Origin of the sequence: Cyclobacterium sp. SYSU L10401, assembly GCF_010993705.1 — a bacterium.
In the GTDB taxonomy this organism is placed as follows: domain Bacteria; phylum Bacteroidota; class Bacteroidia; order Cytophagales; family Cyclobacteriaceae; genus Cyclobacterium.
On the sequence record NZ_WOFO01000001.1, the window covers coordinates 771,156 to 794,652 of the forward strand.

Annotated in this window: 24 protein-coding genes; 14 read left to right on the forward strand and 10 right to left on the reverse strand. The window is 42.2% G+C overall.

Annotation, left to right across the window (positions count from 1 at the left end; all coding sequences use genetic code 11):
• Positions 1–10: 10 nt before the first annotated feature.
• From GL182_RS03220 to GL182_RS03255, 8 genes are all read right to left on the reverse strand, one after another.
• Positions 11–958, reverse strand: coding sequence for an SDR family oxidoreductase (locus GL182_RS03220; RefSeq protein WP_163378104.1), 948 nt, complete (start codon positions 956–958; stop codon positions 11–13).
• On the reverse strand, positions 933–1,784 hold the full coding sequence (locus tag GL182_RS03225) for a peptidylprolyl isomerase (RefSeq protein ID WP_163378105.1): 852 nt from the start codon (positions 1,782–1,784) through the stop codon (positions 933–935). The genes GL182_RS03220 and GL182_RS03225 overlap by 26 nt, the downstream gene beginning before the upstream one ends.
• Positions 1,777–2,715 carry a hydroxymethylbilane synthase gene (hemC, locus tag GL182_RS03230; protein ID WP_163378106.1) on the reverse strand — a complete coding sequence of 313 codons (939 nt, stop codon included), beginning with the start codon at positions 2,713–2,715 and terminating at the stop codon, positions 1,777–1,779. Before hemC ends, GL182_RS03225 begins: the two co-directional genes overlap by 8 nt.
• Positions 2,715–3,623, reverse strand: a complete 909-nt coding sequence (gene rimK, locus GL182_RS03235) for a 30S ribosomal protein S6--L-glutamate ligase (protein ID WP_163378107.1) — start codon at positions 3,621–3,623, stop codon at positions 2,715–2,717. The genes hemC and rimK overlap by 1 nt, the downstream gene beginning before the upstream one ends.
• 2 nt (positions 3,624–3,625) lie before the next feature.
• Complete coding sequence (locus tag GL182_RS03240; RefSeq protein WP_163378108.1) at positions 3,626–4,066, reverse strand: ATP-dependent zinc protease; 441 nt, start codon at positions 4,064–4,066, stop codon at positions 3,626–3,628.
• 57 nt (positions 4,067–4,123) lie between these two features.
• On the reverse strand, positions 4,124–5,257 hold the full coding sequence (locus GL182_RS03245) for an ATP-binding protein (RefSeq protein ID WP_163378109.1): 1,134 nt from the start codon (positions 5,255–5,257) through the stop codon (positions 4,124–4,126).
• A gap of 11 nt (positions 5,258–5,268) precedes the next feature.
• Positions 5,269–6,471: a putative sugar nucleotidyl transferase gene (locus tag GL182_RS03250; protein ID WP_163378110.1), complete on the reverse strand. Its 1,203-nt coding sequence runs from the start codon at positions 6,469–6,471 to the stop codon at positions 5,269–5,271.
• A gap of 72 nt (positions 6,472–6,543) precedes the next feature.
• The gene (locus GL182_RS03255) at positions 6,544–6,789 is read right to left on the reverse strand and encodes a type B 50S ribosomal protein L31 (RefSeq protein ID WP_163378111.1); all 246 of its coding nucleotides are present in this window, start codon (positions 6,787–6,789) and stop codon (positions 6,544–6,546) included.
• A gap of 207 nt (positions 6,790–6,996) precedes the next feature.
• Between GL182_RS03255 and GL182_RS03260 the strand changes: the two genes are divergently transcribed.
• The 5 genes from GL182_RS03260 to GL182_RS03280 all read left to right on the forward strand — a co-directional run bounded on the left by GL182_RS03260 (position 6,997) and on the right by GL182_RS03280 (position 13,158).
• The gene (locus GL182_RS03260) at positions 6,997–8,667 is read left to right on the forward strand and encodes a hypothetical protein (protein WP_163378112.1); all 1,671 of its coding nucleotides are present in this window, start codon (positions 6,997–6,999) and stop codon (positions 8,665–8,667) included.
• A gap of 72 nt (positions 8,668–8,739) precedes the next feature.
• On the forward strand, positions 8,740–10,572 hold the full coding sequence (locus GL182_RS03265) for an ABC transporter ATP-binding protein (protein WP_163378113.1): 1,833 nt from the start codon (positions 8,740–8,742) through the stop codon (positions 10,570–10,572).
• Between the two features lie 34 nt (positions 10,573–10,606).
• Complete coding sequence (locus tag GL182_RS03270; RefSeq protein WP_163378114.1) at positions 10,607–10,960, forward strand: hypothetical protein; 354 nt, start codon at positions 10,607–10,609, stop codon at positions 10,958–10,960.
• Positions 10,961–11,009: 49 nt separating this feature from the next.
• Positions 11,010–12,548: a YifB family Mg chelatase-like AAA ATPase gene (locus GL182_RS03275; protein ID WP_163378115.1), complete on the forward strand. Its 1,539-nt coding sequence runs from the start codon at positions 11,010–11,012 to the stop codon at positions 12,546–12,548.
• A 142-nt stretch (positions 12,549–12,690) separates the two neighbouring features.
• Positions 12,691–13,158: a polymer-forming cytoskeletal protein gene (locus tag GL182_RS03280; RefSeq protein WP_163378116.1), complete on the forward strand. Its 468-nt coding sequence runs from the start codon at positions 12,691–12,693 to the stop codon at positions 13,156–13,158.
• Here GL182_RS03280 and GL182_RS03285 read toward each other — a convergent pair.
• Both GL182_RS03285 and GL182_RS03290 read right to left on the reverse strand, forming a co-directional pair.
• Positions 13,152–14,261: a trans-sulfuration enzyme family protein gene (locus GL182_RS03285; protein ID WP_163378117.1), complete on the reverse strand. Its 1,110-nt coding sequence runs from the start codon at positions 14,259–14,261 to the stop codon at positions 13,152–13,154. The genes GL182_RS03280 and GL182_RS03285 overlap by 7 nt on opposite strands.
• A gap of 293 nt (positions 14,262–14,554) precedes the next feature.
• Positions 14,555–15,034 (reverse strand): DUF4293 domain-containing protein, encoded by a 480-nt coding sequence (locus GL182_RS03290; protein ID WP_163378118.1) that lies wholly within the window; start codon positions 15,032–15,034, stop codon positions 14,555–14,557.
• A gap of 102 nt (positions 15,035–15,136) precedes the next feature.
• Here GL182_RS03290 and truA point away from each other — a divergent pair, with 102 nt between their 5' ends.
• The 9 genes from truA to GL182_RS03335 all read left to right on the forward strand — a co-directional run bounded on the left by truA (position 15,137) and on the right by GL182_RS03335 (position 23,428).
• Positions 15,137–15,892 carry a tRNA pseudouridine(38-40) synthase TruA gene (truA, locus tag GL182_RS03295; protein ID WP_163378119.1) on the forward strand — a complete coding sequence of 252 codons (756 nt, stop codon included), beginning with the start codon at positions 15,137–15,139 and terminating at the stop codon, positions 15,890–15,892.
• An 11-nt stretch (positions 15,893–15,903) separates the two neighbouring features.
• Positions 15,904–17,679: an ABC transporter ATP-binding protein gene (locus GL182_RS03300; RefSeq protein WP_163378120.1), complete on the forward strand. Its 1,776-nt coding sequence runs from the start codon at positions 15,904–15,906 to the stop codon at positions 17,677–17,679.
• Between the two features lie 114 nt (positions 17,680–17,793).
• A complete protein-coding gene (locus GL182_RS03305) occupies positions 17,794–18,381 on the forward strand; it encodes a hypothetical protein (protein ID WP_240469547.1) in 588 nt (195 codons plus the stop codon).
• A 2-nt stretch (positions 18,382–18,383) separates the two neighbouring features.
• A complete protein-coding gene (locus GL182_RS03310; protein WP_163378122.1) occupies positions 18,384–18,902 on the forward strand; it encodes a hypothetical protein in 519 nt (172 codons plus the stop codon).
• A 154-nt stretch (positions 18,903–19,056) separates the two neighbouring features.
• Entirely contained in the window at positions 19,057–19,602 is a 546-nt protein-coding gene (locus GL182_RS03315; RefSeq protein WP_163378123.1) for a hypothetical protein, read from the forward strand.
• 143 nt (positions 19,603–19,745) lie between these two features.
• On the forward strand, positions 19,746–20,291 hold the full coding sequence (locus tag GL182_RS03320) for a hypothetical protein (protein WP_163378124.1): 546 nt from the start codon (positions 19,746–19,748) through the stop codon (positions 20,289–20,291).
• 112 nt (positions 20,292–20,403) lie between these two features.
• The gene (hemE, locus tag GL182_RS03325) at positions 20,404–21,429 is read left to right on the forward strand and encodes a uroporphyrinogen decarboxylase (protein ID WP_163378125.1); all 1,026 of its coding nucleotides are present in this window, start codon (positions 20,404–20,406) and stop codon (positions 21,427–21,429) included.
• Positions 21,430–21,675: 246 nt separating this feature from the next.
• Complete coding sequence (locus tag GL182_RS03330) at positions 21,676–22,368, forward strand: sugar transferase (protein ID WP_163378126.1); 693 nt, start codon at positions 21,676–21,678, stop codon at positions 22,366–22,368.
• 478 nt (positions 22,369–22,846) lie between these two features.
• The gene (locus GL182_RS03335) at positions 22,847–23,428 is read left to right on the forward strand and encodes a sugar transferase (protein ID WP_240469550.1); all 582 of its coding nucleotides are present in this window, start codon (positions 22,847–22,849) and stop codon (positions 23,426–23,428) included.
• Positions 23,429–23,497: the final 69 nt, after the last annotated feature.

The window sequence follows — 23,497 nt, forward strand, 5'->3', positions numbered from 1 at the left end:
AAAAAGAATGTCAGGTTTTATAATCGGCTAATTTAATTTGTTTTGCCATAATACCAATTCCTTCTGCAAAACTTTTTGGGCTAAAACCCAGAATTTCTTTGGCTTTTGAAATGATTAGCCCGGTTCTTAAAGGCCTGATTGCTACCTGACCAAAATGACTGGAATCTGTTTTTTTGATTTTTTTTGTGTCCAGATGGAAAAAATTGGCTGTCATTTTTGCCATATCATAAGGGGTGAGTAACTCCTCCCCGGATATATTAAAAATTCCTCTGGCTTTTTTGGCCACGATAAGTAAGCAGCCTTCTGCCAGATCCTCTGCCAGTGTTGGGGTTCGGAACTGATCGTCTACCAGTTCAAGTGTCTTGCCTTGTTCCAGCCCTTTTTTGACCCAAAGAATGATATTCGAACGGCTCATGTCATGGGAGATGCCATATACCAGGTTTGTTCTTACGATGGACCAATCAAAGGGGTATTGCCTGACCGCAGATTCCGTTTCCAATTTTGTCTGGCCATAGTAATTTAATGGGTTGGGTTTATCATCTTCATCATACGGGCCGTTTTTGCCATCAAAAATAAAATCTGTGGAAATAAAAATAAGGTGTGATTGGCTTTGGCTGCAAGCCTTAATGATATTCATCGTAGCTTTCACATTTTGTTCATAACAATTGTGCCTGCTGACCTCACACCTGTCCACATCTGTCATCGAAGCTGCATGGATTACGTACTGAGGGGAATAGATATTAAAAACCTGCATTACCTCCCTGCTATCGGTAATGTCCATCTCTTCGTAGTCATAACCATCCCATTCACCCGGTAACCTGCAAGATCCTATTCCAGTTGCTATGGCTTCATATTTTCCATCAATAAGAATCTTCTTGACAATCTTTTGTCCCAGCAGGCCATTGGCCCCTGTAATTAATATTTTTGGTTTCTTACTCTTCAGGATATTGATATCCATAATCTTCCGATATTTTCTTCTTAGCAACTAATTCAACATTTACTTTGATGTAAACAGGAGTAACAGGTTTGTCATTTGATCCTTTTTCCAGTTGCGTTATCGCTTCCATTACATCCAGCCCCTTGATCACCTTTCCAAAAACCGTATAGGTATCGTCCAAATGGGGAGTTCCTCCTACACTGGTGTAGGCCCTGACTTGGTTTTCTCTCATGTCTTTTCCCAAATTTAAGTTAAAAAATTGTTCCATCACTACTTTTTTGGAAAGCATTAGCGCATTTAAACTGTCAAATTGTTGATTACTATATAGTTGACCATAAGCTTCTCTTAATTCGGTATTGCTATCCAGCTGAACGTATTTGGTAAATGCTTGCTGGAGTTTCCGCATGTCTGTAGTAAGCTCAGGTTCTTCATATACCCTGCCTTCCACAATGTAAAATTGGCAGCCACTGGATTCCTGTTTTGGATTGAGGTTATCCCCTTGTCTGGCTGCGGCTATGCTCCCTTTCTCATGGATCAGGGAAGGATTAAACTCCGCCGGCAGGGTGTACCAATCCTCTTTCGGAATGCCCTCTTTGGTAAAGACATCTCCTCCCTGAATCATAAAATCATCAATGATCCTGTGAAACTCGGTGGAATCGTACCGGCCTGAACTGGCCAGGTCAATAAAATTTTCTTTATGCCCTGGGGTTTCATCGTATAAAACGGCGTACATTTTTCCAAATCTGGTATCGATGGTTACCAGGTAATCCTTTTCTGAGGCGCAGGAGACCATAAGTGAAAGACAGGCCAGAAAGCCTGCTGCCCGGATTATTCTTAACCTATTCATTCAGTGTTTTCTTGATTTCTTGTAACATTCGATCTCCCCCCCTGGCCAGGATACTATCGGCAAGTTGCTGACCCAGGCTTTCAGCCTGCTGTTCGGAGCCAGTGAAGCAGTCAAATAGCCTGTTTTTCCCGTCCAGTGACATCAGCCCTCCCTTCAATTCCAATTGGCCTTCTTTCCATTGGGCCAGGGCAAAGGCAGGAATACTGCATCCTCCTTCCAAAACTTTCAAAAAACTTCGTTCTGCCCTCAGGCAGGCTGATGTGGAAGAATGGTTGACGGCATTGGTAATGGCCTTTTTAATCTCAAATGGAAGGAGTCGGTGGGCTTCTATGCCAATACTGCCCTGACCCACTGCCGGAATAAACTGCTGTAAATTCAACTCTTTCCGGATCAGCTGATCATACCCCATGCGGTGCACGCCTGCATAGGCCAACAAGAGCCCGTCACAGATGCCATTTTCCATTTTGGCAATTCTGGTCTGTAAGTTACCCCTGATATCTGTGGTCTTTACGTGTGGATAATAATGTTTTAATGTAGCGATCCTTCTGGTCGAAGAAGTGCCCAGAAGGATTGGTTTTTCATTGTTGTTGAGATCAGGAAAATTTTTCCGGTGGCTAATGATGACATCATTCACCTTTTCCCGTTCCGTAAAAGCAATAACTTCGAAGCCTTCAGGAAGCCGGGAAGGCAAATCTTTGGCACTATGTACCGCAATGTCTACATTGCCTTCAGCCAACTGGTTTTCTAATTCTTCCGTAAATACCCCCTTGCTCCCAATTTTTGAAATGGCCACGTCCAGGACTTTGTCTCCCTTGGTTTCTATGATTACAATTTCCGATGAGATCCCCTGCCTTGTCAATAAGTCTGCGACATGATGGGCCTGGAATAGCGCCAGCTTGCTGCCCCGTGTTCCTATGCGAATTGGATTCATTACTGTCCGTTTTTTCTCTTTGTCGTTTTTTTCTCTACCGCATTTTCTATGTAGGAAATGATCTTACCGGCAATATTGATGCCTGTAGCTTTTTCTATGCCTTCCAGACCGGGGGAGCTGTTTACTTCCAATATCAATGGACCCCGATCAGATTGCAGCATATCTACTCCCGCTACTGAGAGTCCCAGTGCCTTGGCAGCATTTAAAGCGGCTGATTTTTCAAGCCTGCTAAGTTGAATGACCTCTGCTTTACCACCTCGATGCAGGTTGGAACGGAATTCTCCTTCTGCTCCCTGCCGTTTCATGGCTCCTACCACCCTGTTATTTACTATAAAGGCCCGGATATCTGCTCCTTTGGCTTCCTTGATAAACTCTTGTACAATAATCCGGGCTTTAAGCCCATGAAAGGCTTCAATGACGGATTGGCTGGCCTTTCTGGTTTCAGCCAATACCACACCCAGACCCTGGGTACCCTCCAGCAGCTTGATGATAAGCGGCGCTCCTCCCACCATTTCTACCAGTTGTTTTTCACCCCCTTTCGAAAAATTGGTAAAGGCTGTTTTTGGCATGCCCAAACCTTCTCTGGATAAAATTTGTAAAGACCTCAATTTATCCCTGCTGCGTACAATAGCCTGTGACTCCACCGCAGAAAAAACCCCCATCAATTCGAACTGCCGGACCACTGCCGTTCCATAAAAAGTTACAGAAGCCCCTATTCTGGGGATAATGGCATCAATTGAAGTGAGTTTTTCTCCCTTATAAAGGATATATGGACCATTTTGTTCAATAATCAAATCGCAGGCGGAGTGGTCGATTACCATGGCTTCATGCCCGGCTTCCCGAATGGCCTGCATCAACCTTTTGGTAGAATACAGGTTGGCATTTCGGGACAATACGGCTATTTTCATTTCTATATATTTTTGTTTGGCTTTCCGGCAAAATTAACTTTATCCACATCTACCAAAAACCTGCCTTTCAGGATTTTTCTACCTAACAAAACGGCATTTTTCATCTTGGATCTGTTGGAAAGGGTAAACGCCGCCTGAAAGGAAGCTTCTCCAATGATCAGGGTGGTAAGCACCAGGTAGCGCTTTTCCATCTGACCGAAGGAATTTTTCACTTTTTTTACCTTATATTTTGCTGTGCGAATTCTCTTTCCTGAATAGGAGCCATGGCGGGGATCCAGAGGAATGAATTCCAATAAATTCTCCTTTTCATGTTGTACCTCATTTACGGATGATACATGTATGGTGCAATTGTAGGCACCGGTATCTACCTTAGCATTTACCCTTCCGATGTCCCAGTCCGGAAGACTGATCCTTTCTCTTCTCCCTATAATTGATTTTTCCATTGGCTCAAAGGTAACTCATTCCAACTATTTACAAGAGCTATTCACCTGCTTTATGGACTAACCTGCCCGGATTATTCTCGCCAGACTAAAAGCCAGGTCTAGAAAGAGAATCTTGGGATTGCCATTCCTCTCAATGTGGTAGTGCCCATCATTTAAAACCCGATAAATTCCCATGATTTTTTCATCATTCAGCACGGTATTGCTAAAATTCACAATGAATTCCCTGTCAGCTTCGCTGCTCCTCATCAAATCTGTTAATTGTGTTCTGTTAAGCAGGGATTCTCTGATAACATTGATGCCTGTCAATAGCAGAGACTTTTGCTGCTCCTTATTAGTGCTGCTTATTTGTTCCGTAAAGGCTATGAGCGATTGAATATCAGCTTTGTAACAATCCCTCAGCCAATCCCTGAAAAGCAGGGTATTTTTATCAACCACATTTTGGGATAACAAAAGGGCTTCCCGCATATTGCCGTCTGCGAGTGGAGCAATCTGCTGGGCTGCCAGTGTATCGGCCAGGGATTGATCCTCCAGAAATTGACGGATCTCCTCATCGGTAAAATTTCTTACATGTATTTTTTGGGTTCGGGAAAGTATGGTTGTCAATAAATTTTCAGGTTGCTGACTGACCATCAGGAATATGGTTTTTACAGGTGGTTCTTCCAGGATTTTAAGTAAGGCATTGGCAGAAGAAAGGTTTAGGGTTTCTGGTGCCCAGATCAACATCATCTTATAGCCCCCCTCAAAGGATTTAAGCGAGAGGGTTTTTACAATCTGTCGTGCGGCAGCTTTGGATATGCTCAGCAGTTTATTGATTCCCAGGTGTGCACTCCAATCCTGAAAATTACCATAAGTTTTTTCCAAGGCGAAGGATCTCCAGAGGGCATGAAAGTCAGGCTCATCATCATCCTCTTTTTTTTCTTGCTTTTTTGTAGGAGCTGGAAGCGGTATGGCAAAATTCAGATCCGGATGGACCAGTTTTGCCATTTTCAAACAGGAAGCACACTTACCGCAGGCATCCTCTTTTCCAGGCTGATTACAAAGGATATAGGTCGCCATGGCCAAAGCCATGGCCAGGTTAGGGCTGCCTTCTTTTCCATGAAAAAGTAAGGCATGAGCCAGGTGATCCTTTTGAATCGCATGGATAAGTTTCTGCTTGGTTTCCCCAAGTCCGGGGATAGATGAAAAAAGCATGGTGTTTTACATTAAAATTCTTTGTCCCAAATCCTGTAGGGCCTGGTGAGTTCAAATACCCGTTGTAATATAGCCCTTTCTTTTTCATCGAACTCCATGCCTTTAAAAGCCATGGCTTTTTGCGCAGTTTCTTCAAACCGCATTAATTTAAAGGTGCTAAATCCGGATGCTCCTCCCCAGGCAAAGGAGGAAACAAATTTCCTGGGAAAACCTTCGCCAAATAAATTGGCCCCTACTCCAATAACGGTACCGGTGTTCAATGTGGACCCTATACCCAATTTGGCATGATCTGCTACCATGGATCCGCAAAACTGTAGCCCGGTATCGCTGAAACCACCCTTGGTATAATCCCAGACTTTAACGGGCATGTGGTTGTTTTTCAGATTGGAAACTACTGTGTTGGCTCCAAAATTACACCATTCTCCTACCACACTATTGCCCATGTAGCCATCATGGGATTTATTGCTATGCCCCATAAAGACCACATTGGATACTTCTCCGCCCACTTTACATTTCGGTCCAATGGTGGAGTTTTCCCTGATCTTTGCCCCCATACTGATGGTGGCTTCTTCACAAAGTGCAAAAGGCCCTCTGATCAAAGCTCCTTCCATGATTGTTGCATTTTTACCTATGTAAATGGGACCATTGGTGGCATTGAGTATGGCAGCCCTTATTTTTGCGCCTTTCTCAATAAAAATATTTGGCTCATTGTACAGGTGGGTATGAGGGTCGTCGGTTCCCCAGGAGACCCGTCTTTTTGTCAAAATATCAAAATCCTTGCTGATCTCGATGCCGTTCCATTGGAATATGTGCCAGTTTCTACTCAGTAATTGAATATCTTTTTCATAGGTTACCTTTTTTTTCTGAGGCAAATGATCTGTTTGAAACTGTTCAGGCTTATCCAAATGGCTGGCTAATAGGGTGTCATGGTGCCACAAGGATTCATTATTCTTCAAGGCTTCTATGGCATTTACCAAATCATCATCCGGACACAACGCCCCATTGATGTATAAGGCTGGTTCGCGTATAACAGTGTATTTTGATTGTAGATAATCCTGGGTCAGGAACCCCACCTGCTTTGCCTGCAGGCGGTTTTGCCATTTCTCACTGATTTTTAATATCCCGACCCTGATATCTGCGACAGGCCGGGTGAAAGTGAAGGGTAGCAAATTACCCCTGCTGCGGGGGTCGTCAAACATCATGATGTAATCCATGGTACAAAAATAAAAAAGTCTACCGGAATAAAGCTTCCGGTAGACTTAATCTCAGGTAATAACCTAAAGAATTTAATTTTTCTTGTACCTTCTGTTGAATTTTTCTACCCTACCTGCAGTATCCAACAACATTTTCTTGCCGGTGTAAAATGGATGTGACGCAGAACTTACTTCCACCTTTACCAGGGGATAATCCTTGCCATCTTCCCATGTAATGGTATCACCAGTCTCTATGGTAGATTTGGTGATAAACTTATAGTCACTGGAAGTATCCAAAAATACAACGTCTCTGTAATTGGGATGAATTTCTTTTTTCATTATATGGTTTGTTATTTTTTTACTTCTTCAAATCGAGGCACAAATTTACCTTATTTTATGATTTTCTCCAAAACATTCCCTTTCAAATATAAAATACTTCCTTAATTTTATGCGAAAGTTGGTCTTTTAGGTCAAGTTGCTATGAAACAGGTATTTCCTTCAAGGAGATCCACCGTAACAATTAGCGTTACATTACCAGTTATTTATATGAGATTATTTTTTTTCTTTATTTTATTGACAGCAATTAACATCACCTTTTCGCTGGCACAAAGCCCATTTGTTCCCTTTGACAGGGATTATTATCAGTTGATTGAAAGGTACGAAATCAAACAGGGGTTTTTCACAGATGCCTTTCATTCCGGTCACAAACCCTATAGCAGGGATGAGCTGGTTGGTTTTTTGGAAAATTATAAAGCATCCTATACAGGTCTTTCTGAGGTGGATGATTTTAACCTGAACTTCCTGCTTCAGGATAGCTGGGAATATGTTTCGGATACACTTCCCTTTTCCCGAAATACTGTCGGAAAGCATTTTTACCAAAGACCCGCTGATTTTTACTACCATAGAGATCGTTCCCTGGATGTACATGTCAACCCGGTTTTGTATTTAATGGGAGGAGTGGAGTCAGGTGAAGAAAATCTCCGTTTCAGAAACACCCGGGGACTGTCAGTAAGGGGAAGCATAGACCGGAAAATCGGCTTTTATACCCTATTGACTACTACGGATTTGGTTTTTCCGTCATGGATCAAAAGGTATGTTAACCACCAGGGGGCTATACCTGGTCAGGGCTTTTGGAAGAGATATGGGGAGCAGGGCTACAGTTTTTTTTCTGCCAGGGGACACCTGAATTTTAACGCTACGGAACATATACAGGTCATTTTTGGGCATGACAGCCATTTTATAGGAGAGGGTTTTCGTTCCTTCGTGCTCTCTGATTTCTCCAACCCATTTGTTTTTTTAAAATTGAATACCCATATCGGTAAAATCAATTTTACCAATCTATGGGGGCAGATGACTGCGGATATTATCACTGACAGGGGCTTTCCTACGGACGGCAGGTATCCCCAAAAATGGTTTTCTTTTCATCGGCTGGGCATAAATTTAGGCAATCGATTCAATCTGGGTGTATTTGAATCTGTGATGGCCAGTCAAATGGATTGGAACTACCTCAATCCCGTGATTTTTTACCGCTGGGTAGAACACCAGTTGGGTACGCCGGACAAAGTCATGCTGGGAACCGACTTTAAATGGCATCCGGGCAATGGGATGCAGGTTTATGGTCAGTTTGTGCTGGATGAGTTTGTGTTCAATGAGTTTTTCGGAATTTCCGGTAAGGGATCGAGTCGGAACAAACATGGCTTTCAACTTGGCTATAAGTATGTAGAAGTGGCAGGCATCAATAACCTGGATGTACAGGTAGAATACAACCATGCCAGGCCCTTTACCTACCAGGAAAAGTTTGCCTACCAATCCTACACCAACTACCGCATCCCCCTCACACATCCCCTGGGGGCAAATTTCAGGGAGTTTATGGGAAGCGTTACTTACCAGCCCCTTCCTAAATTCAGGTTGAAAGGAATTTTTCTTTATCAAATGAAGGGAGAGGATCCCGATGAGTCGGCTAATTATGGGGGAGACATCCTCAAAAGCAGGCTTGAAACCAGCACGGCCCTTTTTGGTAATTTTATCGGGCAGGGGCTGAAGCAGGAAAACCTGATGTTTACAATTCAGGCAGATTACATGCTGCGACACAATTTATTTTTGGATTTTTCCCATACCCTGAGAAAAAGTAATGGTGGCGTAAATCCCATTCAAGATACTGCTTTTGGTCAATTGGCCTTGCGATTGAATATGGGTAGGTTTGATCCTCATTTTTGACTACCGATCCAAAAGCAAGACCCAATACCCTTAAAAAATTGTAAATTGCGCCCGTACATGAGATGAGAACGTATGAACACCTATTTGCGAATACTTGCCTATGCCCGTCCCTACAGGCGGTATTTTCTGATTTATATCTTGTATGCCCTTTTAGCCATAGTTTTCGGGCTACTGAACTTCACCCTGTTGAAGCCACTTTTTGATGTGATATTTGAGCAGGTGGGACCTGAAGAATTACAGGCATACAGCACCAAACCGGAGTTTTCCTTTTCCCTGCAGTATTTCATGCACCTGTTTAACCATTATTTCCTGGAAATAGCCACCCTGTATGGAAAATTTGGTACCCTGGTTTATGTTTGTATCATCATTGTCATTTCAGTTTTTTTAAGTAATCTCTTTGCGTACCTCTCGGGAGTAGTCCTGGCTAAGGTAAGGGCAGACATCATACAGGGCATGCGTGTCCATATCTTCCGTGCTGTCAGTAACATGCACCTGGGATACTTTTCAGATGAAAGAAAAGGAGATTTGATTTCAAAAATGACCAATGATATTCAGGAAGTAGAAAACAGCATTGTTCAATCATTGCGGGTAGTGTTTAAAGAACCGGTTACCGTCATCCTTTATTTTGCAGTGCTTTTTTTTATGTCTGTGCAGCTTACCCTTTTTACTATATTGCTGATCCCGGTTTCCGGTGCAGTGATCGGATATGTGACCAGGCGGTTGAAGAAAACCGCTAAGCAAAGTCAGGAGTCATTGGGGAGGATAGTCAATATCCTGGATGAAACCATTGGAGGGATGAGGGTAGTAAAGGCCTTTGGTGCCAGGCAATTTGTACAGGATAAATTTGAATCCGAAACAGATCATTATGCCAGGGTAAATGTAGCCATGGCCAGAAAATACGAACTGGCCTCACCCATCAGCCAGTTCCTGGGTGTTTCCGTGGTGGCCGGAATCCTGTTGTATGGAGGTAACCTGGTTTTAAACAACACTTCTTCACTCAGTGCCAGTGAATTCATCGCTTACATTATTTTATTTACCCAGGTTTTGAACCCGGCCAAGGAAATATCAAGAGCGTTGAGCAGTATTCAGCGTGGTTTGGCTTCCGCCAGGAGGATATTCGGAGTGGTAGACGCCCGGCCAAAGATTGAGGATGCACCTGATGCCAAAGGTCTGGATGGGTTTTCAGAAGCAGTAGTTTTTGAAAATGTTGGTTTTGCCTATCAGGAGACTTTTGTTTTGAAGGACATCAGTTTTGAACTAAAGAAGGGAAAGACCATTGCCCTGGTAGGTCCTTCAGGCGGGGGGAAATCGACCTTAGCCGATTTATTGCCCCGGTTTTATGACCCTTCTGCAGGCAGGATCAAAATTGATGGGATTGATATAAAAACCTTGAAAATTAATGACATACGCCGGATCATGGGGATTGTTACTCAGGAATCCATTTTGTTTAATGATACGGTGTTTAATAATATTGCCTTTGGCATGCAGGGAATTGCTCAGGAAAATGTGGAGAAAGCGGCAAGGATTGCCAATGCCCATGAATTTATAATGGAGCTTGAGCAGGGATATCAGACCAGCATAGGGGAACGGGGAACCAAACTCTCAGGAGGTCAGCGACAACGATTGAGTATTGCCAGGGCGGTATTAAAAAACCCTGATGTTTTGATATTGGATGAGGCCACATCGGCTTTGGATACCGCTTCTGAGCGATTGGTGCAGGAGGCGCTGGCTAATTTAATGGCAAACAGGACGTCATTGGTGATTGCTCATAGGCTAAGCACAATTCAGCATGCAGATGAAATCTTGGTTATTGATGGGGGCCGTATAGTGGAAAGGGGCACACATGAGGAATTGATTCTGAAAAATGGATTATACAATAAACTTTCCCAAATGCAGTCTGTTTAGTATATTGTGTTTAGAAACCCTAATCAAATGTTTTATGAAAAAAGTAAACAGCATATTTCAACTTTTAACCGCTTTGTTCTTTGCCTTGGGCCTTGTTTATTTTCTGACTTATGAAAGGATGTGGAGTGGTAGTCCGCAGGCAGGTGAAGTAGTGTCCTGGCTGTTGGCAGGATTGGTTGTTTACCTGATTACCTGGGGAACCGGATGGGGACATACCAGTAGTCTGAATAGTAGGATCAGGAAATTGGAATTGGAGAAGAAGGAGTTGAAAGCCATGGTATTTGACCTGGAAAGAGGTGTAAAGATGGGTCAGTTGGATAAGAAAATTGAGTCGCAGCCCGAAGAAAAGGATTCCTCATCCATCAAACCCCGCGAGAATTTTAAATAGAAAAATTTACATGGGGGCCTAATTGTGATTTTCATTTGAAGCCTTATCTATGGTAGCCAAGACTTTTGGAAGTGCAGTGTCCGGAGTGGATGCAAACCTGATCACCATTGAGGTGAATGTAGGTCAGGGGACCAGTTTTTATATGGTGGGATTGCCAGATAGTGCGGTTAAAGAGAGCCAGCAGAGGGTTGAATCCTCCCTAAAATTTTATGGTTACCGCATGCCCCGGCAGAAGGTGGTCATCAATTTGGCCCCCGCAGATATCAGAAAAGAAGGATCTTCTTACGATTTGCCCATAGCCATGGGTATCTTGCAGGCATCCGAGCAAGCTTTTTTTCCGGAATTAGCCGACTATGTAATCATGGGTGAGTTGTCCCTTGATGGTAAGTTACGCTCCATAAAAGGGGTTTTGCCCATTGCTATTGAAGCCAGGAAGCGGGGTTTCAAGGGGTTCATTTTGCCCAAAGAAAATGCCAGGGAGGCCTCGATTGTCAATAAGCTAGATATTATTGGCGTAGAAACCCTGCAGGAAGCCATTCATTTTCTGGAAGGGAAGGAAGATATTCCGCCCCTGGTGACGGATACCAGGAATATTTTTTATCATTCCATGGAGGATTATGCCTTTGATTTTGCCGATGTGCAGGGTCAGGAAAACATCAAACGAGCCATGGAAATAGCTGCGGCAGGAGGGCATAATGTCATCATGATTGGTCCTCCAGGGGCAGGTAAAACCATGTTGGCCAAAAGGTTGCCCTCTATTTTACCACCCCTGAGCCTTCAGGAAGCCCTGGAGACGACCAAAATACATTCTGTGGCCGGAAAATTAGGGCCTGAATCCTCTCTGGTAGCTCAGCGTCCCTTTCGCTCCCCACATCATACCATTAGCGATGTAGCCCTGGTAGGTGGAGGGGGAAATCCCCAGCCAGGTGAAATATCTCTTTCCCATAATGGGGTCCTTTTTTTGGATGAGTTGCCAGAATTTAAACGCACAGTATTGGAAGTCATGCGGCAGCCACTTGAGGAGCGAAAAGTAACCATTTCAAGGGCCAAAATATCTGTTGATTTCCCTGCCAATTTCATGTTGATCGCCAGTATGAATCCCTGTCCTTGCGGGTTTTACAACCACCCGGAAAAAGAATGTGTGTGCGGGCCGGGTGTCGTTCAGAAATACCTCAATAAGGTAAGTGGCCCACTTCTGGACAGGATAGATTTACATGTGGAAGTCACGCCTGTAAATTTTGATGAGATGACTTCTGAAGCCAAATCAGAGTCCAGTAAATCCATCAGAGAGAGGGTCTCCATGGCGAGAGAGCAACAGCATTCGAGGTTTGAAGAAAGTCCGGAGGTGCATTGCAATGCGATGATGCCTTCTCACATGGTAAAGGAAATTTGTAAAATCAATCAGGCTGGTAAAACCCTATTGAAAACGGCAATGGAGCGGTTAGGCCTTTCTGCCAGGGCCTATGACCGGATATTAAAGGTATCCAGAACAATCGCAGACCTGTCAGGGGCAGAGGAAATCAGGGTAGAGCATTTGGCCGAAGCCATTCAGTACCGGAGTCTGGACAGGGAAGGTTGGGCAGGTTAATTGCTTCTCACGTTCATTTGGGTTCAGATGTTAAGGAATTTATTGCTTATTTGCCTATATTTGTTTGGCCTTCTGGTCGTTTATAGCTGATAATATGGGATTTATCTATTGGTTTAAAAGTTTAAAATGAGCAGTTGAATTTATGTGGACTAAGGAACGAAAAATTCAGGAAGAAATGGAAATGGCTAGCGCAACTTCAGTTTTTGCACCAGGATTAAATATCAAAGGCAATGTAGAGGCAAGTAGTGATATCCGGATTGAAGGAGAAATTGTCGGTGATGTAACTACCGGGAAAAAGGTAATCATCGGTGTTTCGGGAAAGATCACCGGAAATATTATTGCTTCAGAAATCTGTGTAATGGGCGAGGTTTTGGGAGATATTTTTGTTCAAGACCTGGCCAGGTTTACCGCTGAAGCGAAAATGAGGGGGAATGTCTATTCAGGAAAAATAGAAATCGAATCAGGAGCGGACATGGAAGTGACCCTTTCCAAACCCAAGAAAACCAATCCCAACGCCTCCCTTGCAAAAGCCGATACCCAAACCAAAGTGACAGAAAGCAAGGATACTTCCCAAAAATCCGGAAAGGAATTGGTCAAAATGGATCAATGAGTAGGAGGCAAGGCCTGCTCCAGGTCCTCCAGTAAATCTTCAATATTTTCTATTCCAACTGACACCCTGATGAGCTGCTCCGGGATCCCAGGTGTTACCCCCTGAACCCTGGATCTTCTTTCAATCAAGCTTTCTACCCCACCCAGGCTTGTAGCATTGGTAAAATATTTCAACCTGGCTATCAGCGTATCTGCAGCGGCAACATCACCCTTGATCACAAAAGATAACATCCCTCCAAAATCATTCATTTGGGATTTGGCGATCTCATGCCCTTCATGTACCGGTAAGCCAGGGTAGAATACCTTTTCGACGGCATGATGTTGATTCAAAAAGACGGCGATTTTTCCCGCATTGGCAGCATGGGCTTTCATGCGATAGGGCAAAGTCTTGATGCTTCTGGTTAAAAAATAGGTATCAAAGGGGGAAGGTACTGCTCCGGCCAGAGTTTGTACATTTCTGATCTGTTCCCAAAAGTCATCTTTTTCCTTTGTAACCAATACCCCTCCAATGATATCGCTGTGCCCACCAATGTATTTCGTATTGCTGTGCATGACCAAATCAGCACCTAAGGTAAGGGGCTGTTGAAAAACAGGGCTGGCAAAGGTACTGTCTACCACCGTTCTGATGCCCTTTTCTTTGGCCATCCTTGATAAAAGCCGGATATCTGAGATTTTCAAAAGTGGATTGGAAGGGGTTTCCATCCAAAGTAATTGGGTGGTGTCTCGGATGGTTTTTGAAAGTATTTCTGGTTTGGTGAGATCGATAAAGTCTACCGCAATTTTTTGATCGAAAACTGTCAGCAACAGGTTTTTTAATCCGTGGTACATGTCATCCGGTGCGATCATATGGGCACCAGCAGGTAATGCCTGAAATACCGCATTGGCTGCTGCATTTCCGGAGGAAAAAGCCGCAGCATCGGTGCCGTTTTCCAAAGCAGCCAGCACGGTTTCCAGAGACCTGCGGTTTGGGTTCTCCAAACGGCTGTAAACCATTGAGCCCTCCTGGTGACCAAAAGTGGTTGAAAGGGTGATGGGTTGAATGACCGGTTTTAGCGGATCATTGACGATGTTGCCCCCATGAATAGCTATGGTTTCAGGTTTCATCTGTTTATAATTTGATTTTTAATGGTCAGATGGAATCTTTGACGATTAAAATAATCATTGCCCTGTGTGATTAATGATGATTTTAATCGTGTCGATTTCATGTGATTAATTGTTTTTGCGTTGCCACAACTTGCCCCAATCTTTAATTGGGAGACCCTCATGATCACCCCGATAGTTATCGGGGCTATCGGGGCATCCCACTGTGTGACGATAGGGTTACCTTGATGTCCTGTGGCCCCACCTTTTATTACTCGACATTTCTTTACTTTGGCATCCTGTCAGGATGGCCTGCCTTACCGGATCCTGTCCACCGACCGGATGAGCATTTCATCTTTTCTAATGAAACGGTTGGCAAATAAATTCATTACCAGGGCAAATGCTATGGCATAAAAACCCAAAACAAAAGCACCACTTACTGAAGGATTAAATTCCTGGTTGGCCTGGTAGCTGGTATATACCACGAGGCCTAAATTCAAGCCCATCAGCAAGGCGTTGATCATGTTTAGCATCAATTGTTTTTTCCTGTTTTTAAACTGCAGCATACTGAAAACAGCAAGGGCTGCCGCTAATAAAGCCATGCTGCCAATATACATGTTGCCGGTTTGTGAAAGGATGTTTTCCTGGGGAAGTTCCCGGATGGTGATGTACCATGCCGTCATTTCCATGGTTTGGTTTTGCATGGCATTTACCTGCAGCCAGATTGGAGTAAATACTGCGGTGATCATGGCAATGGCCACAAGAAGAAGAAATAGGGACTGGATTCTTTGAATCATTTTATTAATCTTTTAACAAAGAAAACGGGTTATTTGAATTTTCGCAAGGAATACCCAAATTCCGACCTGATATAGGGGTATATTTTTAACTTTGCATTTGAAATGAATGAAACCAATCGCTATTTTATTGAACTTGCCTATAATGGAGCTAACTACCATGGTTGGCAAATGCAGAAAAATGCTGTTTCAGTTCAGGAGAAACTGCAAATTTCCCTATCCACCCTGCTTAGGGAAACTGTGGGTATAATGGGAAGTGGGAGGACAGATGCCGGAGTACATGCGAAACAGCAATTTGCCCATTTTGATTTTGGGGGAGAAATTGAGAAAGGGGAATTTTTAAAACGAATTAATGGTTTATTGCCTGGAGATATAGCTGTATTTGATGTTTTACCTGCACTTCCAAATGCCCACGCAAGGTTTGATGCTAAATGGAGGAGGTATGAATACCACATCACCTTTAGAAAAGACCCGTTCCAGGCTGGAAAAGCCTGGCATTGTTATTATGAACTGGATGTTTTAGCCATGCAAACCGTCTCACAAATACTTTTGGGTAAACAGGACTTTGAATGTTTCAGTAAAACAAAGACGGACGTTAAGGGTTTTGATTGCGAAATAAAAAATGCCTTTTGGGAACAAAGCAGCCATGGATTGATATTTCATATCAAGGCCAACAGGTTTCTGCGCGGGATGGTTAGAGCCATAGTGGGGACTTTGATTCAAGTGGGAAGGGGGCAATTGGACAAGGGAGATTTTGCTGCAATTATAGCAAGCAAAGACAGAACAAAGGCTGGAATTGCTGCGCCTGCACATGGGCTTTATCTGACTGAGGTCAGCTATCCTGAAAATATTTTTACCTAAATCATAGTACATTGGGACTGGAAAAAGAAAATGTAAAAAGTGGAGACATTATTGATACCAAGGTTTTAAAAAAACTGTATCAATTTGTTCACCCTTATAAACAACGGTTTTATTTTTTAGTTGTGCTTACCCTGTTGTTGGCTGTCTTGGCTCCTTCAAGACCTCTTTTGATCCAAATCGCTATAGACGACTATGTGGCTTTAGGTGATGCAGATGGACTCATGACGATGATGTACTTTTTAGTAGGGCTTTTGGTTTTGCACGCCTTGGTGCAATTTGGACATACTTATTTGTCCGGATGGATTGGGCAGGTGATTATCAGGGATATCCGTATCAAGCTTTACAGGCACCTGCTTAAGATGCGACTGAAATATTTTGACAATACGCCTATAGGCCGGCTGGTAACCCGGAACATCTCAGATGTGGAAACCCTATCCGACGTATTTAGTCAGGGACTTGCAGAGATTATCGGGGATCTTTTGCAGTTGGTTTCTATTTTAGCAGTCATGTTTTACGTGGACTGGAAGCTTACTTTGGTCAGTTTATGCACCTTGCCCTTGCTGATTATATCTACTTATGTATTTAAAGAAAAAGTAAAAGTTTCTTTTAATGATGTGAGAAATGCCGTTTCCAATTTGAATTCTTTTTTGCAGGAACACATTACCGGGATGAATATAATCCAGGTTTTTAACAGGGAGGACCGGGAGTACGAAAAATTCAAAGCCATTAATAAGGAACACCGGCGGGCTCACCTGAAATCGGTTTTGTATTATTCTATTTACTATCCGGTGGCAGAAATCATTCAGGCCATAGGCATAGGTTTGGTAGTTTGGTATGGTGCCACCGGTGTTTTTGATATGCAATTGAAGGTTGGTGTATTGATTTCTTTCATCATGTACTTGCAGTTGTTTTTCCGCCCTATACGCATGATAGCTGATAGATTCAATACTTTACAGATGGGGGTGGTAAGTTCATCCAGGATTTTTTCGATCCTTGAGAATAACGAGCAGATACCCAATGAAGGCAGTCATGCTCCTGAAAAAATCAAGGGAAATATAGCTTTCGAAAAAGTCTGGTTTGCCTATGAAAAGGAAGATTGGGTACTCAAGGACATCAGTTTCAATGTTCGTCATGGAGAAACCATCGCTTTGGTGGGCGCTACAGGTGCGGGAAAATCGTCCACGATTAACCTGATCAGCCGCTTTTATGATATCAATAAAGGACAAATTAAAATAGATGGCGAGCCAATCTCTTCATTTGAGCTCTCAAAATTAAGGAAACATGTGGGTGTAGTATTGCAGGATGTATTTCTTTTTTCGGATACTATTTTTCAAAATATCACGCTTGGCAATCCCGATATTTCCAAAGAGCAGGTCTTGTATGCAGCAGATTTGGTTGGGGCAAGGAAGTTTATTGAAAGGCTTCCCGGAGGCTTGGATTATGACGTAAAAGAGCGGGGTGGTACCCTGTCAGTGGGCCAAAGACAACTTATTTCTTTTGTCAGAGCCATGGTTTATGATCCTGAGATTATCATTTTGGATGAGGCGACTTCATCAGTAGATACCGAAACAGAGGAATTGATTCAGGGTGCTATTGAGAAAATGATGCAAGGAAGGACTTCCATCATAATTGCTCACAGACTTTCCACCATTCAAAAAGCCAAAAAGATAATTGTTTTAAACAAAGGGGAAATCGTAGAGGAAGGAACGCACGATCAATTGCTGAAGTTAGATGGTTTTTATGCCCAGCTACATCAAATGCAACTTAAAACAATGGTAATTAGCTGATTTTTTGACCAGTGTGTTGTGGCTGTGAAAAGTTTTGTAAAAACCCTGTAACATCTCTCTCAGGTGCTTCGTTGGAAGGACAGTTAAACTTGGTTAATCCGATTGGTATCAGTTATGAAACATATTTTTATTGTGGTTTTGATGTTTGCTGGCATCAATGGTTTCGCACAGCAACATCAGGTAGGACTGAGGTTGGGAGACCCGTATGGGCTTTCGCTAAAGACCGATTTAAATGAACATTATGCTGCTGAGGTCATCCTTGGAAGGGGCAGTCCAAACAGTAGCCAGTATTACAGGAGGACATTTGATCAGAATAAACCCTTGAGTTCAGCAATCTATTACGGGCAGCAAGTTTCAGGAGCCTTTTCCCTGCAGGCCAGGCTGGCATATGAAGAGTCGCTAAATGGAGAATTTGATATAGCAGCCGGTAATTTAAAGGGTTTTGCAGGTTTTGGGGTTCAGCTGAGAAATGTAGCCGTCAGCTACTTTTACCATACGCCTAATGGGGGAGAAAATGCCTCAGCCAATTTGTCTGAAAGGTCTGATATTGATTTTGGTCCGGAAGGTTTTGTGGGTGCATCTTATTTATTTGAGGATTTACCTGTGGTCCTTTTTTCTGAATTGGGGTTATTTATGGAGTTGATGAACCGGATAGGGCATTTAAAAGTTCAGGGTGCCATTGGTGCCCGGTATAGATTCTAATCATGATGGATAAAAAGAAAGTTCTTCCTGTAGCCATAGTTTTTTTCCTTACTTTGTTCGGAATATACGTTTACATGGGAGGGCTTAATGAGGTTCGTATGGAGCTGATTGACTGTAGGGATATTGAGCTAATAGGTTTGGAATACCGTGGCACTCCGCAGGATGAAGAACTTGGTTTGACATTTCAAAAAGTAGAAGCGGAAAGAAATGAAAACCCTTTGTATACCATTTACTATAAAGAGCCATCTGGAAAGCGTGATACCCTGCATGTCTTCGTAGGTTTGGAAAGGGGAAATACAGGTAAAATCCTTTCTGAAGGATGGATTGAAAAGACTTTTGAATGCCGTAGGGCAATTAAAGCTTCTATAGAAATGCACCAATTGGTTATGCCAGGAGCTGGAAAAACAAAACAACAAATGGTTGATTTTGCCAGGAGGGAGCAGGTAGATCCCCAGGGGGTCTATATTGATAAAATCATTTCAAGGGATAAGGTAGAGGTACTGGCCCCCATAGTGGATTAAACCAATCGGTAGGCGAATTTTGGTGTTCTCAATGGACGGTTTACTTTTCAACCAAGCGTTGCTACCCTTGTAAAAAGGTGTAATTTTTCTTGTTGTAAGCTATTGGTATGATTTTAGAGAATAATTTTAAGGTTTTAAATAATTTTATGATACTATGGAAAAAGTAAAACTGATGAAGCGTTTTAACCTGAGTTTGTTCTTTTTGGCCGCTCTATTATTCTGGAGTTGTGAAGGTCCCGTAGGACCACAGGGCCCTCCAGGTTCTGATGGCTTGGATGGGGTCAATATTGTAGGTGAAGTTTTTGAAATTGTTGGCGATTTTGTTCCTGGAAGTGATTTTCGACTTAGGGGAGAATATGGCTTCGATATCCTAGAATCAGATAAAGTTTTGATTTATCGCTTGGATGGTACGGACCAGGAGGGTACCGATATCTGGAGGTTAATTCCACAGATAGTCTTTCATGAGCAGGGTATTTTCACCTATGATTTTGATTTCACTTATTTTGACTATACCATCTTCTTAAATGGGGATTTTGATTTAAACAATTTGGAACCTGCTTTGACGGATAATCAAATTTTCCGGGTGCTGATCATTCCTGCCGACAGGATTGACCTGAGGCTGGATTTTTCCGATCATCGGGGAGTGCTGGAGATGTTGAAAATCGAAGAATCGGACATACAGCGTATTTCCCTGAATTAAAAAAAAGCCGTATGATTCAACAATAATTCGCTGAGACAGTTTATCCTAAGGGTAAGCTGTTTTTTTTGTATGTTGTTGGATAAACAAAAATTACCCTTTATCTTTCAAATAAAGCATTATATAATTCAGGTAAACCAAAATTTATGAAAAAGATTTTATACTTATTAGCGTTTGTATGCGTGTTGGCATTACCAGCATGTGAAGGTCCCGAAGGACCACAGGGCCCTCCTGGCCTGGATGGAGTAGATGGTGAGGATGGTGAAGATGGTATAGAAGTGTTGAATTTGGTTTTTGAGGGTCAGGTGACCTTTTCAGAAGAAAATGATTTTGCCATTGGTTCACAATTTGAAATTGAGCGTGGTGACAATCTACTGGTTTTCCTGGAATGGGCTCAGGCTGAGGGCAGCTCCGTATGGAGGCAGCTTCCACAAAACGTTTTTTTTGATGAAGGAGCCATACTGACGTATAATTACCAATATACGACTACTTTTTTCAATGTGTTTATGCAAGGGAATTTTGACCTGACTCAATTAGATCCGGAATGGACAGATAATCAGAGAATCCGAATCGTACTGTTACCTGGCTTTTTTGTAGAAGAAAACGCAAGGATGGATTTCAGTGATTTTGATGCAGTTATGGAATTGATAGGCAAAGAGGAAAAAGATATCGTACAGATGGATTTCAAATAATGTACTGAGTGAGTAGTTTTTTGGATTCAAAGTGCTTTTTTATTTCAAAAAAGCACTTTTTTCATTTTAAGGCCGCCTTCTTTTTTGAAATATCTTAGGCTATATTTGCAGCATGCAAATAAAAAATGACATCCTCTTAAAGGTTATCAGCGGAGAAAAGGCAGAGCGCACGCCGGTGTGGTTAATGAGACAAGCCGGAAGGATTTTGCCAGAATACCGGGCGGTTCGCAATAGTGTGAGCGGCTTCATAGAATTGGCAAAGACGCCTGAATTGGCAGCAGAGGTGACCATACAGCCGGTGGACCTTTTGGGGGTTGATGCGGCCATAATTTTTTCTGATATTTTGGTGGTACCCGAAGCCATGGGCTTACCTTACCAAATGATAGAGAAAAGGGGGCCATGGTTTCCTGATACTATAAAGAGTGCTGCGGATATAAAAAAATTGAGGATTGCTGATCCTAAGACAGATCTACATTATGTCCTGGAGGCCATTCGCATTGCTAAAAAGGGACTTAACGGAAGGGTTCCCTTGATTGGGTTTGCAGGTGCTCCCTGGACCATTTTTGCTTATATGGTGGAGGGATCGGGAAGTAAAACCTTTTCCAAGGCAAGGGCGATGTTGTACCAAAATCCTGAATTGGCCCATCAGTTGTTAGATATGATCACCAAGACCACAATTAAATATGTCAAGGCCCAGGTGGAGGCAGGAGCTAATGTTATTCAGGTATTTGATAGTTGGGCGGGTATTTTACCACCTTACCATTACAGGGAATTCTCATTAAAATACATAGAGAAGATTTGTGAAGCTGTTACAGAGGTCCCTGTGACGGTATTTGCCAAAGGAGCTTTTTTTGCGATGCCGGAAATTCTGCAACTCCCTTGTGATACGGTCGGTTTGGACTGGAACATGAATGTTGAAGAAATCTGTAAACTTTCCGGAGGAAGAAAAGCCATACAAGGAAATTTAGATCCTGCAGTTTTGTATGCTTCAGATGAAGTGTTGGTGACCCAGACACAGCGCATGTTAGATCAGTTTAAAGGAGCCAGGCATATTGCCAATTTGGGCCATGGTGTCTACCCGGATACTGACCCTGAAAAAGTCAGACTTTTTATTCAAACTGTAAAAGCCTATCAATAAAATCAGCCGCATGCCTCTCTCTTTATTTAATAATTTATGGATAAAATTTAATTTATTTTTTATTTTTTAGATAAATACTACTAATATTGATTTTAAATAATCTTTTAATATTTTTAAAGTCCTTCCAGCTGAGATTTTAACCCCGATTATTTGCTAATGTCGCAACAGCTAAATATATTTGTTAAAATGTATTTTAAATACAATAAAACGATTTATAGTTTTTATTAGGGGTTACCTGTTGCAACAATGGAAAAGTTTTTACGTAAGGAAAAGGAGCCTGATTTTTTTTCCAAAAGGCTTAGCGGTTACATTACCCCTGAAGGAGTTGTTTATTTAACAGATTCTCATAAGTTACTGGTTAAGAGATTTTTGGATTTGGTGGTTTCGGTTTTCTTTTTGCTATTCATCATGTCCTGGGCATTCCCAATCATTGCATTAATGATTCGTTTTGACTCAAAAGGTCCCATTCTTTTTAAGCAATTGAGACATGGAAAAGGTAATAGTACCTTTTGGTGCTACAAATTCAGGACAATGAGAGTGAATACCGAGTCAGACCTTTTGCAGGCCAGCAGGGATGACCTTAGGGTAACCCGGGTGGGAAGGTTTTTAAGAAAATCGAGCATAGATGAAATTCCACAGTTCGTTAATGTGTTCTTGGGGGAGATGTCTCTTATTGGTCCCAGGCCACATGCGGTACCCATGAACCACCTCTTTTCCAATGAAATCGATAATTATATGTTCCGTCATGCGGTAAAACCCGGAATTACAGGTCTCGCTCAATCGAAAGGCTTTAGAGGAGAGGTGCTGGATTTTTATGATATTTATGGCAGGGTAAAGCTGGATCATTTCTATATTAGGAAATGGTGTTTGGTTTTAGATTTCAAAATTGTTTTTTGGACCCTTCTTACCCTACTTTTTAAAAACGGGAAAGCTTATTGATCAAGGGTATCTCTTTTCGGCTAAGGCTCCTTTTTTGACCTTCGATTTTCAGTTATCCCGAGACCGATGACTTTTGCTCAAGTATCAGAACAGAATGTTCGGGATGGGGATAAATGGCTTTAAATGCCATTTTTTCGATTATAAATTGAAAATACCTATCTTAAAACCAATTTTTAAAACTATAAAAACGAATTTTAAATACAAAAAAACGGTTTTTAATTAAATTTATTTCTGCAATCGCTTGTATGCTGCTAAAAGTAATTATATATTTGTAAAAATGTATTTCAGATATATAAAAATGTTTTTTAAACAGGTAGTTTGGTTTTGAAGTTGAATGTAAAGATTGTTAGAGATGGAAGATGTTTTGATAGGTCAAAAGCTTGGCCAGTCCCTGAAAGGGAGAAATTTTGTTAAACAGCAGCAGCCAACCAAGGTCGTCTTTTTGTATCAGCAAAAAGATAATTTTAAGAAGAGAATAATGAAGAGGACTTTTGACCTGGTCATTTCTCTTTTCACACTTGTCTTTGTAATTTCCTGGTTATTTCCTGTGATTGCGATACTGATTAAACGGGATTCGAAAGGCCCGGTATTTTTTAAGCAGTTACGTCACGGAAGGGGTAATAAGAAATTTTATTGCTACAAATTCAGGACTATGGTCAAAAACAATGAAGCAGATACCAGGCAAGCTACTCAAGGTGATGCAAGGATCACTAAAATTGGCAAGTTCTTGAGGAAAACAAGTCTGGATGAGTTGCCTCAGGTTTTTAATGTGATTCTGGGCGAGATGTCCATTGTCGGGCCCAGACCACATGCGGTACCTATGAACCTGGAGTTTGCCAAGGAAATTGAAAATTTCATGCAACGGCATCAGGTAAAGCCCGGAATCACCGGACTGGCACAGAGCAAAGGGTATAGGGGAGAGATTTCCTCATTTCAAGAGCTTTATTCCAGGTTCAGATTGGATTTCTTTTATGTAAAAAAATGGTGTCTGATTTTTGATATTAAAATTGTGATTGAAACAGCTATTTCTTTAGTGACCAAGAATCACAAGGCTTATTGATTCTTGATAGCCTGTACTTTGGCTATTCAAAAAAAACCGATACCTGTTGTCTGGTTTCCTTTTTTTCAA

Bases quoted from the DNA above. Each gene is read 5' to 3' on its own strand.
- GL182_RS03255 (WP_163378111.1), bottom strand. From the start codon at position 6,789: ATGAAAAAAGAAATTCATCCCAATTACAGAGACGTTGTATTTTTGGAT.
- hemE (WP_163378125.1), top strand. From the start codon at position 20,404: ATGCAAATAAAAAATGACATCCTCTTAAAGGTTATCAGCGGAGAAAAG.
- truA (WP_163378119.1), top strand. From the start codon at position 15,137: ATGAATGAAACCAATCGCTATTTTATTGAACTTGCCTATAATGGAGCT.
- hemC (WP_163378106.1), bottom strand. From the start codon at position 2,715: ATGAATCCAATTCGCATAGGAACACGGGGCAGCAAGCTGGCGCTATTC.
- GL182_RS03275 (WP_163378115.1), top strand. From the start codon at position 11,010: ATGGTAGCCAAGACTTTTGGAAGTGCAGTGTCCGGAGTGGATGCAAAC.
- GL182_RS03335 (WP_240469550.1), top strand. From the start codon at position 22,847: ATGAAGAGGACTTTTGACCTGGTCATTTCTCTTTTCACACTTGTCTTT.
- GL182_RS03280 (WP_163378116.1), top strand. From the start codon at position 12,691: ATGTGGACTAAGGAACGAAAAATTCAGGAAGAAATGGAAATGGCTAGC.
- GL182_RS03240 (WP_163378108.1), bottom strand. From the start codon at position 4,066: ATGGAAAAATCAATTATAGGGAGAAGAGAAAGGATCAGTCTTCCGGAC.
- GL182_RS03315 (WP_163378123.1), top strand. From the start codon at position 19,057: ATGGAAAAAGTAAAACTGATGAAGCGTTTTAACCTGAGTTTGTTCTTT.
- GL182_RS03330 (WP_163378126.1), top strand. From the start codon at position 21,676: ATGGAAAAGTTTTTACGTAAGGAAAAGGAGCCTGATTTTTTTTCCAAA.
- rimK (WP_163378107.1), bottom strand. From the start codon at position 3,623: ATGAAAATAGCCGTATTGTCCCGAAATGCCAACCTGTATTCTACCAAA.
- GL182_RS03265 (WP_163378113.1), top strand. From the start codon at position 8,740: ATGAACACCTATTTGCGAATACTTGCCTATGCCCGTCCCTACAGGCGG.
- GL182_RS03260 (WP_163378112.1), top strand. From the start codon at position 6,997: ATGAGATTATTTTTTTTCTTTATTTTATTGACAGCAATTAACATCACC.
- GL182_RS03225 (WP_163378105.1), bottom strand. From the start codon at position 1,784: ATGAATAGGTTAAGAATAATCCGGGCAGCAGGCTTTCTGGCCTGTCTT.
- GL182_RS03285 (WP_163378117.1), bottom strand. From the start codon at position 14,261: ATGAAACCTGAAACCATAGCTATTCATGGGGGCAACATCGTCAATGAT.
- GL182_RS03250 (WP_163378110.1), bottom strand. From the start codon at position 6,471: ATGGATTACATCATGATGTTTGACGACCCCCGCAGCAGGGGTAATTTG.
- GL182_RS03220 (WP_163378104.1), bottom strand. From the start codon at position 958: ATGGATATCAATATCCTGAAGAGTAAGAAACCAAAAATATTAATTACA.
- GL182_RS03290 (WP_163378118.1), bottom strand. From the start codon at position 15,034: ATGATTCAAAGAATCCAGTCCCTATTTCTTCTTCTTGTGGCCATTGCC.
- GL182_RS03310 (WP_163378122.1), top strand. From the start codon at position 18,384: ATGATGGATAAAAAGAAAGTTCTTCCTGTAGCCATAGTTTTTTTCCTT.
- GL182_RS03245 (WP_163378109.1), bottom strand. From the start codon at position 5,257: ATGCTTTTTTCATCTATCCCCGGACTTGGGGAAACCAAGCAGAAACTT.
- GL182_RS03320 (WP_163378124.1), top strand. From the start codon at position 19,746: ATGAAAAAGATTTTATACTTATTAGCGTTTGTATGCGTGTTGGCATTA.
- GL182_RS03305 (WP_240469547.1), top strand. From the start codon at position 17,794: ATGAAACATATTTTTATTGTGGTTTTGATGTTTGCTGGCATCAATGGT.
- GL182_RS03270 (WP_163378114.1), top strand. From the start codon at position 10,607: ATGAAAAAAGTAAACAGCATATTTCAACTTTTAACCGCTTTGTTCTTT.